Raw genomic sequence first — 13,386 nt, 5'->3', positions numbered from 1 at the left:
TGAATTTTAATGAACTTAAAAAAACAGCTGTCGATGACCTTGATTAGCGTTCTGTATGCACTGTCTGGCTACGCTCATGCGGCAATTGCCCTGGATCGGACGCGCATTGTGTTTAATGGTGACGCTTCATCTATGAGCGTCAATATTCAGAATCATAATAAACAGCTACCCTATTTAGCGCAGGCATGGGCAGAGGATGCCCATGGGAAAAAGATCACCTCGCCATTGACTATTCTGCCTCCTTTGCAGCGCGTTGAACCGGGAGCAAAGAGCCAGGTAAAATTGCAGCTGACCAACGAGGCGGCCAGAGGGTTACCTCAAGACAGAGAGAGTCTTTTTTTCTTTAACTTGAGAGAGATTCCACCTAAAAGCAATAAGCCTAATACGTTGCAGATTGCCTTGCAGACAAAAATCAAGATTTTTTATCGACCGAAAGCTATCGTCATTAAGGACTATGGCGATCCTTTTCAAAAGGGGATAACTATTGAGCGCAAGGGGAATAAACTCGTGGTTAATAACCCGACACCTTATAACGTAACTATTGCTTATGCTTCTAATTCAGAGAAGGGAAAAGCGCTTGGCGGGTTTGAGCCCATCATGATTGCACCGAAGTCGAGTGCCGATTATAAGGGAGATGAGAAGGCGTTGGGGAGCACGCCAGTTCTGACGTATATCAATGACTTTGGTGGCCGACCGAAACTGGTGTTTGGCTGTAGCGGAAGCCAGTGTAAAGTCACATCGAATATTAACGGTTAATGTGTGATTGAAACGGCGCGATATTGGTGGCTTTTATCGGTGGAGGCATATGATTAGCTCCTATATAAAGAGACTGTATATTGTACTCGCGTCTCTGATGATCACGGTGAGTGTTAATGCCAGAGCCCTTGACTCGCTGGCCATTGATGGTGAGCATGGGACTTTAAATGTAATTGGTGAGTTAGTCGAAGGGGCATGCTGGATCGATAATGGCTCGGTGTATCAACAAATCGAGCTGGGTGAAGTGAACTTTGCCGAACTGGCTGATGAGAATGCGAATATTCAGCCTCGCCGATTCTTTATCGCCTTGCGTGATTGCATTTATTATTCTGGAGATATGCGTGACGCGCGTAACGGTAATCTGACGACGAACAGCATGCAGCCTATTGTTAAGATCTCATTTGCTACAGTACAAGAACAAGAGCAAAAAAACGTTATCGAGGTCGAAGGCATGGCACAGGGCATCTCTTTACGATTGAGTGACTCGCAATATCGTCCTGTCTATTTGAATGATAATAATAGGCCCTACGTCATCAATTCTATCAATGATAAGCTTATTTATAATGTGCAAGTTGTACGTAATAACCATAAGTTGATCGCCGGACCTTACCGTGCGACGCTTAACTTTAAGTTGGATTACGATTGACGAATTATAAGGCAGGGGGAGGTATTTATTGGAGGGGACGTGCTATGATGTACAGGATGTTTTTATTTATACTGTTATCCAGCGTTACCATTATTGGCAGGGCCGATACGAGAAAGTTAAATTTTTCTACGGGTATTAATATATCGGGGACTGTAATTTCGACCGGAGCTTGTAGTTTTAATAAGACTGAGCTCGATATCAATTTTGGTGACGTATATATTGCTGATTTGGTAGGAGATAGCAACCGTAAAGACATTGGCTATACCCTTAGCTGTACGGGTGACTATGCGTATAGCGATATTCAGTTACATATATCGGGCACTGTGAGTAGTAGTGATAGGTCTCTTTTAGCAACAAATGTACCAGGCGTCGGTATTAAGCTATTTCGTGATAATATTCAACTTAAGCCAGATGAAATAATTTCACTCGGTGACGATCCATCCATAGCACCTAAATTAAGGGCTGCGGTAGTTATTGGTGATGCCGATGTTTCTAAGTTAAATGGTGTGAGGTTTTTTACCTCTGCAACCTTGACTGTGGCATTTAATTAAGTGAAGGGGGCGTTTTAATGAGGACGTTGATGCTTTGTTTAGGCCTGTGGATATTAATAATGCCAGTTAGTCAAGCAATAACTTCTGATAATCATCTAACAGGTGATACGACTAATTTAAGATTCTATGGGGTATTAAAAAGAAAACCATGCCATATTAATGGTGACAGTTTGATAAATATCGATTTTGGAAAAGTAAGGATCAAAAAAATAGATGGATTAAATTATAAACAAAAAATCCCTTACTCCATCACATGCGAAGAGTATTCTCCAGAGTTAAAGCTGACTCTGGCGATTAATGGAGCCAGTTATTTCGAGAAGTCCGTGCTAACGACAACGGTAGATGGGTTAGGCTTAAAATTACTTGCTAACGGTGCAGACTTTGAAATGAATAAACCGGTTCAGATTAATTTCGATTCGGGAAGTCTAATCCTTGAGGCGGTTCCCGTGCAGAAACCAGGTGCAACGCTACCTGAGAAAGCTTTTAGCGCCACGGCGACGCTACTCGCAGAGTATTTATAAGGGGGAGACATGAGTATTAGAATCAGTTTGCTTATGTTGATTTGTTTAATAGATATGGCGGGAATACATTCGGCTCAGGCAGATGATAACTTAAAGTTTAGTGGTTTTTTAGTTATGGATCCATGTGAACTGGACCCAGATACCTCTGATGTTGAGGTATCTTTTGGAACCATTGTCGACAAGTATTTGTATTTGAACCAGAGAACGCATAGCCAACAATTTGTTATTAATTTAAAAGATTGTGATATTGACTCTGGAAACATCGTACAGATGACGTTTAGCGGTACACCGAGCACAGAATTACCTGGTTATATTGTTCCATCGTCCGGTGAGAAGACGGGTATCGCCGTGGGTATGGAGCGCGTCGTCAATGACGGTTCTGGCCCAATCGTACAGTTATTACCCTTTAATGAGGCTATGCCGACCTCGCCACTGTTTAATGGTACGACGACGTTGAGATTTCGTGCTTTTATACAGGGAATACCTAGCGCGATTGCCTCGCATAGTATTGTTCGCGGTAACTTTAGCGCCGTATCAACCTTTACTATCGAGTACCCCTGAGGCTGGTATGACGATTAATCTACTGCGAAGCTATACCTATAAGAATGCAATATGCCTACTGATTGCATTGTACTTCCTGGTTCTGATGCATATCTATTTACCAAACCGAGGCGGAAATGGCCTGAATCTTCCTCTCAATATCTTTTCATGGCTGTGGATCTGTATGTTGATGTGCGTAATTGCGTTCAGTGGCAATCGAGGCCGCTTTATCTATCCGCGTTACATCAGCGCTATGGTTTTGGGGGGCTTTCTGCTGACGGTTCCCCTGTTTTGGGCCAGCCGCGCAGGCATGATGAATGCTGTCTGGCGAGTAATGGCATTATGGGGTGGGCTGTTTATTTACGTCCTGCTATACCAATTGAGATTATGTTTCACGCAAAAGATCAGGGTAATGTGGGCGATCTTCGGCGCTACCGTGATTGAAGCGGTTGTCTCCTTATGGCAGATCGGTCAATTGCTGATGGGAGCGGGAAGCCGCCCCGGCGGAATTTTTCAACAAGTTAACGTACTGGCTTCTTTTCTTGCGACGGGGCTGGCCATCTCTTTTATCCTCTATTCGATGAGTAAGCCAGCTTGGGTGAGGGCTTTCCTGGCACTTAGCCAGATTATGATATCTCTGATTTTGGTGATGTTGTCATCGCGAGTCGGCTGGTTGGCGGGGATAGTGGTCTATACACTGTATTTAGGCCGTTATCTGACCAGACGGCACGATACGGTTGCTGCTGTCTTGTTGTACCCTTTGCTCGGCGCGGGAGTGGGCATCGGGATCATGTATGCCGTGCAACAAGGTTGGTGGGTTTTGGACGGCTTATTGGTTGATAAGCAGATGTCGAGCCACTTGCGATGGATCCTTTTGATTGCCACTTGGTCAATGATAAAGGCCCATTTACTCACCGGGGTGGGATATGGTGAATACGCCTATACCTTATTACGTACCCTCTCTGCACCCCAGGCGCAAGAGGCCTGGCGGGTGACACACCCGCATAATGAAATTCTATATTGGTGGGTTGAAGGAGGAATATTAGCACTTGTTGGGATCGGTTGTATCATCTATGGGATTCTGCGTCAGGCGACCACACCTAAATGTAATGAGAATTACTTATGGCTATATGTGATGATTCCCATTGCCTTGCATACAATGACCGAGTTTCCCTTTTATCTGTCAATGCCGCATTTATTTATTTCTTTGCTGTGCATCTCTTTCTTGCGTGATGATGGAAGACCTATTCTCAGGGGGCGCGCACGTCTGCTTAGAATAACTTTTGGCGTTGTTTTTTTTCTTCTTGCTGCGATTTTTATCTTTATGCTACAGGCTAATTTCTATTTATATCAGTTTGAGCGTAGTGGGATGAAGAATAAAGACTATCTGGCACGAATCGATATGCCCATGCTTCAATGGGAGCGCTATCAGTTCGATCGACATATCAGTATGTTGTTGAGTTATAATACTACGCGAAATGATCAATTACTAATTGAGTTTGAGCGTTGGGCCCGTGACTATAGCGACCGAAATAACGATCGAAACGTCTGTTGGACGAGGGTGAATATTGCGAAGCATTTTCGATTGGCAGATAAATATTCCGCACTGAAAAGAGAGTGTACTGTACTTTATCCTTAGCGAGGGTCATAAACTATGTTTTTCAACACTATTTATGAGAATAGTATATTTTATTTCCAGGATAGATTTGCATTAACTGAGTTTTAATATATTACTTAACAATTTTGTTCTTGTGGAGGGGCTATAGGTGATTAAATCATTGGTATATATTTTTCTCGTGGTTGTGACTTTAGTCACACCCCCAGTATCTGCAAGTTTTTTTTATGGTAAGCCGGGTGATGCGGGGTGTGGGAGCACCTCTGGAATTGCTTGTGTTAAAAGCGGTCCAGCTAATAATTATGTCACTGCCGTACCACATGTATTCGATGTAGTAATGAATGGTAATCCTGCTGTTTGGGCTAAATCAAGCGCAATTAGAATTGCACTTGGTGTTCGTCAAAGTTCAGTGGGTACCAATAGGTATACGGACTCAAATAAGTATATTTGGCTGACTGCATACCACGATTTGTCTAAGTCCGCGGGGGGGTTTAAAACTATGAAATGGGTTAATATAGATCAAACCGATCCCGGTTACTTAGCTCAGGGCATCGCTTATTATTACCCTCAGCTCGGTTCTACGATTACTACGGGTGTGGGTAATGTTTATTGCGTGGGTTTATTCTATGACACTGGTATTGGTAACCCCACGGGTATTTCTGGTTTAGTGGAAGGCTTTGGTTGTAAGAGTGATATGGGGGGCTCAGAAAGTAAACCTCCGATCGAAAAATGTGTAGCGACTAGTACGCTGAATATTGATTTTGGTGAGGTTGATAGAGCCGGTATAACGAATACTGGAGCCTACGAAAAATCTGTTAAATTGAGTATTAACTGTAGTGGGGTCTCCGTGCTTCCCGTTCATACTTTTCAGGCCAAATTAAGTGGTACAGGAGTAACATGGGCTGGTGGACAGCTTAAGACTTCCAACCCCGCACTTGGTGTGAAGTTTAATATTGCGGGCAAGGACGTCAATGCAAATTCTTCACCCTTCGATCTTGGGTCAACAAGCGGTGGGGCGCTAAATGTGACAGTAAAGGCGGCCTTAGCCAAGAATCCAAGCGTAATTACACGTGATATTGCTACCGGTAGTTTTAACGCGAATGCGACATTAATTATTGAAGAAAAATAATTGTTTCATATTTTTATATGATGAACTACCCGTATTCCTGGTATATGGTGTTTATCCAGTTTTGAGCGTATGCACTTAACCGGTCTTAGCACCAACTTCCAGAGCTGAATGATGCCAGGGACAGAAGCAATGATAAATAACAAGATGCTTTTCGCTATCTCCTGCGGAAAAAAAGCCTTGTATGTCGCTTTTTCTGGGGGGCTGGTACTGGCCGTAACTCTGGCAACTGTGACCTGGTGGTCTGTCGAATCCCTCCGGAAAGACACTCTCACACGTATAAATTTTGCACAACATCACATTGACACCATTATTTCAAATGCCAGAGCGGTGGCGAATGTGACCCGAAATCTTGCCGGGATGCCCTGTACCGGAAACACACTTTCCCAGCTCCGTCATGATGTAATCCGCACACCGAATGTGCGCGCTATCGACCTGGTACGTCAGGGTCGCATTTACTGCACTTCGCTGTATGGCGCAACAGATGAACCCGACAGGCTCTCCCTCCCGTCTGCCCGGAACAACCTGCAGTTGCTTCCCGGTAACACAGCCACACCGCATTTATCTGTGCTGGTATACCGTACTACCCGGCCCAAGGGCACGTTACTTATTAGTATTGACGGGTATTTTGTTGCTGAAACGCTCTTTGCGATTCGTACACTCCCTTTGGTTTATTTTCAGGTCGGGAATACTCTGATGTCGAAATCCGGCCAAATCCTGACACCTGCGCAACTCCCCGCCGGGAAACGCGAGTTCATTACATCTCCGGACTGGTCTTACCGGCTTGTTATCGTCACGCCGACGGGGACACTGTTCGGCAACATCGTGCATAACTACTGGAGGAGTGTGTTGGTTTGCCTGCTGCTTGCTTTGGCGGCCTCACTTCTGTGTTACCGGATATTGACTCGCCCTCTGACTCCTGTGGAGCAATTACAAAACGCGCTGGCACGCCATGAATTCGTGCCATATATTCAGCCGATCGTCGATATCACTACACATCGCATTAAAGGTGGTGAGATTTTAATTCGCTGGAAACATCCGGAAGCAGGCCTCATCCCTCCGGACCAGTTTATCCCGCTGGCGGAAACCTCAGGTCTGATTGTGCCCATGACGCGGCAGTTGTTTGCAGATACAGGCCGCTTTTTTCAGGCGCACACAGCCCGGCTTCCAGCCGGTTTTCACCTGGGATTCAATATCAGCAAGTCTCACCTTGCAGACCGTCACCTCATGGAGGATTGTCAGAATATCCTGGCCGAGTTGTTGCCCTGCAGGGCAGAGCTGGTCCTCGAGTTACTGGAACGGGATACCGCTGAATGCACTGCTGAAATGAAAACTGCGTTCAGCAAATTAAAGCAGGAGGGGATAAAGTTCGCGCTTGACGATTTTGGAACCGGATATTCGACGCACGCCTGTCTGCAGAATTTCAGTGCTGATTATATCAAGATAGACAAAAGCTTTATTCAGATGGCAGGTGTTGATGATATATCCCGGCATATTGTAGATAACGTCATCGCACTGGCAGAAAGTCTGAATATCAATATTATCGCTGAAGGCGTTGAAACTGCGTCGCAGGAGGCATATTTACAGGGGCGTAATGTGAAATATCTACAAGGCTATCGCTATGGCCGTCCGGTGTCTCTGGATCAATTTGTTAAGAACCACCTGAGTGGTGGCGACGGACCGTTTTTCACAGGTTCACCGGCGTTGGCATATCAGGCTGAACAATAAGTCGGAATACTGCGCACTGATATGACGTCTTTACACCAGTCGCGTTATCCGACAAATCCGCGATGAGCGCTCATTTTCTCGAACAATCTAATCAGGGGCTACGCGGCCCGTAATGCTGCGCTGGCGTTGCATCAGGGAGAGTGGGTGGTGTCCTGAATGCGGATGATGGTATTGCTGACGAGTTTATTGAACCCCGGTGGCGGACGGCAGTTGCGACACAGAGCGACGTGGTGCTATTCAATGTCTGGCATTCTGTTACAGAGCACAACTGAAGGGTCGTACACACCCGGCCACTCTGCTGGCAGAGTTTCACAGGCTACGACTGGATATTTAGCAATGAGACTTTCATCACGCACCGGGTGGATTATTATGATGTTCGTGCGATGATCTATATCGGTGTAATAACAGAAATCATCAGACGGGCGAAACGGGACGGTGTGAGATAAAAAAATCCCCAACGGAGATGATGGGGAAGGTAGTGTTTGAAGTTGTGTTGTTATTATCTGTCGTCAATGTGTTAGCACGTATGATTTTAATTGTCATTATTATAATGGAGTAAAGCAAGGTTTATTGAGTAAAAACTTCAGACTCCTACAGCAACAAATTTTCACAAATGTCAGCTGGTTTTATATTCCGGCCTTTTTCAGCTACCGGCACGGGTTACCACTAGCGCTGGGGGGACGGCGTCCTGCAGCTGAATGCCGGACTGAATCATCTGTCTGGTATCCTGGTTAACGAAAATGCCCATGCTATGCTGATTGTCATCATCACCGCCCTGGCCACTGTTTCTCGGTTCTGCCGGCGCGAAATTCTTCCTCAGGAAGGACGATTCCCGCTGTATCGGTTTGATTATGGCGCTTATATTGGGGCGACTGCTGTATGATCCGGATATTTTACCCGTTCGAACCTTCAAGTTCGGATGGTATGTATGCACGCCAAAGTTCAGTATCGGCATCATTATACTGTTTATGTAAGCTGGCATATGTCACCTAATCCCGGACAGTGCTGCGAGTGAACAGTTACGGAGGAAAATGCCATTCTGGCCAGGAATCCGTCTTTTATCTTCATTTTTCCCTCTTGGGGCTCCTCTATGGCTGCGTCAGTATGCCGAATCTGGAAAAGAGTATAATTAGTAGTTTTAATTTCCTTATTAATCATCGACTTTGCGATTTATTAATATATGGAATTAATAATTATCATGTAATGAATGAAGTATTTGTCATGAAAAACATTTTTTTGTTAAAAAAACAAAATGCAAAACGGGTAATTATGCACTCGTGACCCAGAGAAAAGGGGATTAGTTTGGTGACAAAAGAACGCGATTAAACGATCGCGCTGGAAGCGGTAGAAGAATATTTAAACAACATCGACTGGATTAACGATGAGATAAGAGCAACTCTAAATTATGCGATAGAGGCGATGATAAGCACTGCGGAAAAGCACGAAAGTAGAATGTTCAAAATTGTGATGGCGCAGGAAGGAAGGAGGACTGCCTGGGGGCATGAGTTAATCGCAGAAATGGAGCATATCCCGTAACCGTAACGTAGTTTATTAACTAAAACATTCAAAAGGATAAATATGAAAAATATCCAGAGCAGAGATGAAAAAGTATATCGTAGAATGGTGAGTGATACGATGGTTGGGTTCATGAACACAATGGGTGATCTCAGTGATGAAGCAAAAGACGATTTGCTTTCGATCATAGTGGAAGCTGTGGAGACGAATGCTAACGAAGACGAAGAAAGCAGGAGAAAAATAAATCTGAAGGTACATGAGGTATCAAAGGAATACAACATTCCGATACTTAACATCTTTTCTGTTATTTCAATGGTTTTCATAGATTTCGAGTACTAAAGTATTCCCAGTTAAAGCTCATGGGAATGTTATTTTCAATAAAGAAAGGAGGGAAGGATGTCTTCATGCAAAGAGGAAGATGATATGTGTAAGAGGATCGTCGCGAGAACAGTAGCTGAATGTCTTAATAGCATTGATAACCTTCATGATGGGGCTAAGGAAGGATTAACCTATGTTATAGCAAGGTTGGTTGATAACCCTGATTCAAATGATGAAATGAAAAAGAACATCATTGCGATATCCAGAGAATACAATATCAGCGAGGGGGTGCTTTTTGTCCTTATTACAGATATATTCACTGTGTGTGAGATGGTGCTAACGCATAATGAAAGGTGTGGGGAAGTAATCCACTAAGTGCGGGTAAAATGTTGCTTACAATTCGTGACAGTTACACTGTATTTTATCTTACAAGCTGTAATGCTACCTTCTATGAGAAATGAAGCTAGGGTAAACATAGAAAAAACTACTGAACACAAAATCCCTGCTCTATGGAAAGCCTACCTGTATCTCAAGAGTAGACTGATGGGGTTGTCGGCCGATTTTTACAAGATATCCAGTGTATAACACCAAAAAAATTTACATATCCTGTCAATAATTTTTCCTGGCATATCTCTTGAGTGTTTTTTTGACTACTAAGTAGGTGGGTAATGATTAAGCAATTGTATTATTTGACAGGGTTAATCTCTGTTATGGTCATGATGCATACGGCGTGGAGCAGCTTCTTACTTCAAAGAAAAACAGTGAAGTGCGTCAGGAGTTCATTTTTTATAAAAATTGAGATGTTATTTGTGATGGTGTCTGTTTTATTGATTCATTGTATGGAAGCATCCATTTTTGCAATATTTTATTATGTTAATGATGCTTTGCCAGATATGGAAACATCCATGTATTTTTCACTGGCCAGTTATGCAACTGTTGGTTACGGTGATGTACTTTTACCTGAGGGGTTCCGATTAACTGGGGCGGCTGAAGGACTTGTTGGTACATTAATGGTTAGCTGGACGGTAGCCACATTAATTAGCTACTTTGGTGATAAAAAATAATGCGATAATCAGAGCTTTTGTAAAGATCTTGGTTTTTGGATTGCTTGCGGCACCTTTTAGTTCACTTGGCTGAACGAAATTAATATGAACGTAACATCGTTTATACAGGGGGTGAGTTGAAACGGATTTCCAATATTGACTGTGCATCAGATATGATGAATTTGTGGCAAGTGACAGCCAGAAAGGATTAAACTGGACAGCAATTACATCATTGAATCAGTGAGTTAAAAAGAAAAAAAAAGCCTCAACCCAAAAAGGTTGAGGCAATAAAACTTCAAAGGAAAGTAAGAACAGTTCACCTACTCATATACGCAAAACTATATTGCCAGTGTAATGCTTATCTTGCAAATTAATTGTGTTAAATATCTTTATTAATATTCCTGGGGCGAGGGGGGATTGTAAATAACAATGAATCTACACCTCAGAGCCATTTATGGACGGACCTCATGACAATAGACATTTTATGCTCTTGTAACAAAACCTGTTCGAAAGTCTCAGGGCTTATATCTTCAAGGTGACAGTGGTGTCAGACCCAGTTGTAGAACACTTCAATGTAATCGAAGATCAGAGCCCGGGTTTTATAGAACCGTTTTCAAAACCTCTGCCAGAGTATCCGCTCAGATTCGAACACACAATGACTTCACTGTCTGGTTTTCGACGCAATGTCAATTATTGGGTTAAGTTACATATTAACATCAACAGGTGCTGTTGCGATGGATAAAACAGCTGGGGGAGCTATTGCCGGGGCTACCGTTGGCGCTGGTGCCGGTGGAATGATCGGTAAGGCAGCCCGATAGGATTAAAATCACTAATATGTAGTGAATCCCCTGAGCGGTGGGGCAAAACAATGCTCGAACGAACACGTAATAGGACTGTGGCTGACCAAAAACTCACCGGTTAATCTCGGTACCGTAACACCTGTTCATCAATGTTTCATTGTAGTGAGCCTCATTCTTTCCAGCTAATTCTGAATATAACATAGTTCGCGTTTACCTGAAAATGTGGTTGCTTTCGCAAAGTTGTCTAATGACCGCATTACGGAATTACGCTTTACGCTAATTTTTTATATTGTTGTCTGGAACATCCAAACGTATTCTCAGTTAAGTACCCTTATTAATATTCTTTTAGGCGTCTTTACAATGCTACTCTCTACCTGCCACTGATTTTTTAATTGCTTTCTGGTGCTTCTGTTTCACTTACCTCAGAAGTTAAAATTATGGGGTTTTATTATAAATCATTATAATTAATCTCAATAATAATGGTGATTAAAATTAATCCGTTTCTTGTGCGGAACTTAAAGATTAACTTGTGCTATATATATGGCGTAATGTATTGCATTAAGCGTGGCTGGGATATTATCAAATGATAGCGTACATCCAGTGTTAACGTTAGTGGAATACGAAGGAGATGTAATAACAGAGGTTGTGCACCTCGCTCAATCTCATCAATATCTAGCATGGTTTTATAAAATAAAGGATCCTAAAACATGAAAAGAAAAGCACTGGCTCTGGTTATTCCCGCATTACTGGGAATGGGGACAGCACATGCTGCAGAAGTGTACAATAAAGATGGCAACAAGCTTGATCTCTACGGTAAGGTAGATGGCCTGCATTACTTTTCTGATGACTCAAATAATGATGGAGATCAATCGTATGTTCGATTTGGTTTCAGAGGTGAGACACAGATTTCCGAACAACTGACTGGTTATGGTCAGTGGGAATACCAGATGCAGGCTAATCAAACCGAGAATGGCGGTAATGATTCATGGACTCGTGTTGCCTTTGCTGGTCTGAAGTTTGGTGATTACGGTTCATTCGATTATGGCCGTAATTATGGCGTACTGTATGACATTGAAGCGTGGACCGATACATTACCTGAGTTTGGTGGTGATTCTTACTCCAAAGCCGATAACTTTATGACTCATCGTGCAAGTGGCCTGGCAACCTATCGAAATGGCAATTTCTTTGGTCTGGTTGATGGTTTGGCCTTTGCTTTACAGTACCAAGGTGCTAACGAAAATCAGTCACCTGAACAAGAAGGTACAGGTAACGGCGGTGACCGCAATATGAAGAGCTCTAACGGCGACGGCTTTGGTATCTCATCTACTTATGATATTGGCATGGGCTTCAGTGCCGGCGCGGCTTACAGTACGTCCGATCGTACCAGTGAGCAAACGAGCAAGTCTACTGCGGGCGGCGACAAAGCGGATGCGTGGACCGTTGGTGCGAAATATGATGCAAACAACATCTATTTCGCAACGATGTACTCGGAAACTCGCAACATGACGCCTTATGGTGACAGCAGTAATACCATAGCCAACAAAACGCAGAACTTTGAAGTTACCGCGCAATACCAATTCGACTTTGGTCTGCGTCCGGCGGTATCCTTCCTGATGTCTAAAGGTAAAGATCTGACTCTGCGAGGAAATGCAACAGGCCCTGCGGGAACCAGCGGCGATAAAGATCTTGTTAAATATGTTGATGTAGGCGCAACCTACTACTTCAATAAAAATATGTCTACCTACGTTGATTACAAGATCAATCTGTTGGACGAAGATGATTCATTCTACGAGAGTAATGGTATCGGTACTGATGATATTGTTGCATTAGGATTGGTTTACCAGTTCTAGTTTTCAAGAAAATTATTTATTTAAAGCAATTATCAAAAGAAGAACCAGTGGTTCTTCTTTTTTATGGTCACCCCTAAGATAGACGCCAGCGTTAGAAAATACAGTTTAATTGATTTCTTGTTGGCGTGGTTAAGCATAATAGCTATGAATGTTAATAATTTTACAGCTGGAATACTCTACGTTAAGCTTGTCTTTGCCACTGTTTGCTATATATTTTGATGTTTATTTTATTTTTGCCTCAAACGTATGTTTGAGGCTTTTTTATATTCTCTAATCATATAAAAACAATGTCATTTATTTTATTTGATTCTTGGGTTGGTTATGAGTTATTTTTATGCAAAATACATTTCCAGCAATATTAAAGAGTGATGTGTTTT

At 43.0% G+C, this 13,386-nt stretch carries 12 protein-coding genes; all 12 read left to right on the top strand.

All coding sequences use genetic code 11. From position 1 onward, the window contains the following. Window positions 1–9 precede the first annotated feature (9 nt). The 12 genes from OGX99_RS22630 to ompC all read left to right on the top strand — a co-directional run bounded on the left by OGX99_RS22630 (window position 10) and on the right by ompC (window position 13,009). Window positions 10–756: a fimbria/pilus periplasmic chaperone gene (locus OGX99_RS22630; protein WP_286545146.1), complete on the top strand. Its 747-nt coding sequence runs from the start codon at window positions 10–12 to the stop codon at window positions 754–756. Between the two features lie 49 nt (window positions 757–805). Next, window positions 806–1,402, top strand: a complete 597-nt coding sequence (locus tag OGX99_RS22625; RefSeq protein WP_151217996.1) for a fimbrial protein — start codon at window positions 806–808, stop codon at window positions 1,400–1,402. A 44-nt stretch (window positions 1,403–1,446) separates the two neighbouring features. Continuing rightward, the gene (locus tag OGX99_RS22620; RefSeq protein ID WP_187259678.1) at window positions 1,447–1,953 is read left to right on the top strand and encodes a fimbrial protein; all 507 of its coding nucleotides are present in this window, start codon (window positions 1,447–1,449) and stop codon (window positions 1,951–1,953) included. Window positions 1,954–2,012: 59 nt separating this feature from the next. Beyond that, entirely contained in the window at window positions 2,013–2,474 is a 462-nt protein-coding gene (locus OGX99_RS22615) for a fimbrial protein (RefSeq protein WP_187259677.1), read from the top strand. 9 nt (window positions 2,475–2,483) lie between these two features. Further along, window positions 2,484–3,035 carry a fimbrial protein gene (locus OGX99_RS22610; RefSeq protein ID WP_286545142.1) on the top strand — a complete coding sequence of 184 codons (552 nt, stop codon included), beginning with the start codon at window positions 2,484–2,486 and terminating at the stop codon, window positions 3,033–3,035. A 7-nt stretch (window positions 3,036–3,042) separates the two neighbouring features. After that, entirely contained in the window at window positions 3,043–4,653 is a 1,611-nt protein-coding gene (locus tag OGX99_RS22605; protein ID WP_286545140.1) for a PglL family O-oligosaccharyltransferase, read from the top strand. Window positions 4,654–4,780: 127 nt separating this feature from the next. Next, window positions 4,781–5,758 (top strand): fimbrial protein, encoded by a 978-nt coding sequence (locus OGX99_RS22600; protein ID WP_286545138.1) that lies wholly within the window; start codon window positions 4,781–4,783, stop codon window positions 5,756–5,758. 129 nt (window positions 5,759–5,887) lie between these two features. Continuing rightward, window positions 5,888–7,483, top strand: coding sequence for an EAL domain-containing protein (locus tag OGX99_RS22595; RefSeq protein WP_286545136.1), 1,596 nt, complete (start codon window positions 5,888–5,890; stop codon window positions 7,481–7,483). A gap of 1,578 nt (window positions 7,484–9,061) precedes the next feature. Continuing rightward, entirely contained in the window at window positions 9,062–9,337 is a 276-nt protein-coding gene (locus OGX99_RS22590; protein WP_286545134.1) for a hypothetical protein, read from the top strand. A 57-nt stretch (window positions 9,338–9,394) separates the two neighbouring features. Then, complete coding sequence (locus OGX99_RS22585; RefSeq protein WP_286545131.1) at window positions 9,395–9,691, top strand: hypothetical protein; 297 nt, start codon at window positions 9,395–9,397, stop codon at window positions 9,689–9,691. Between the two features lie 293 nt (window positions 9,692–9,984). Further along, window positions 9,985–10,380: an ion channel gene (locus tag OGX99_RS22580; protein WP_151218004.1), complete on the top strand. Its 396-nt coding sequence runs from the start codon at window positions 9,985–9,987 to the stop codon at window positions 10,378–10,380. A gap of 1,486 nt (window positions 10,381–11,866) precedes the next feature. After that, window positions 11,867–13,009 (top strand): porin OmpC, encoded by a 1,143-nt coding sequence (gene ompC / locus OGX99_RS22575; RefSeq protein ID WP_151218005.1) that lies wholly within the window; start codon window positions 11,867–11,869, stop codon window positions 13,007–13,009. Window positions 13,010–13,386 lie beyond the last annotated feature (377 nt).

Origin of the sequence: Citrobacter sp. Cu096 (genome assembly GCF_030332285.1) — a bacterium.
Classification (GTDB): Bacteria; Pseudomonadota; Gammaproteobacteria; order Enterobacterales; family Enterobacteriaceae; genus Citrobacter; species Citrobacter meridianamericanus.
This window is presented reverse-complemented; position numbering and strand designations above follow the sequence as displayed.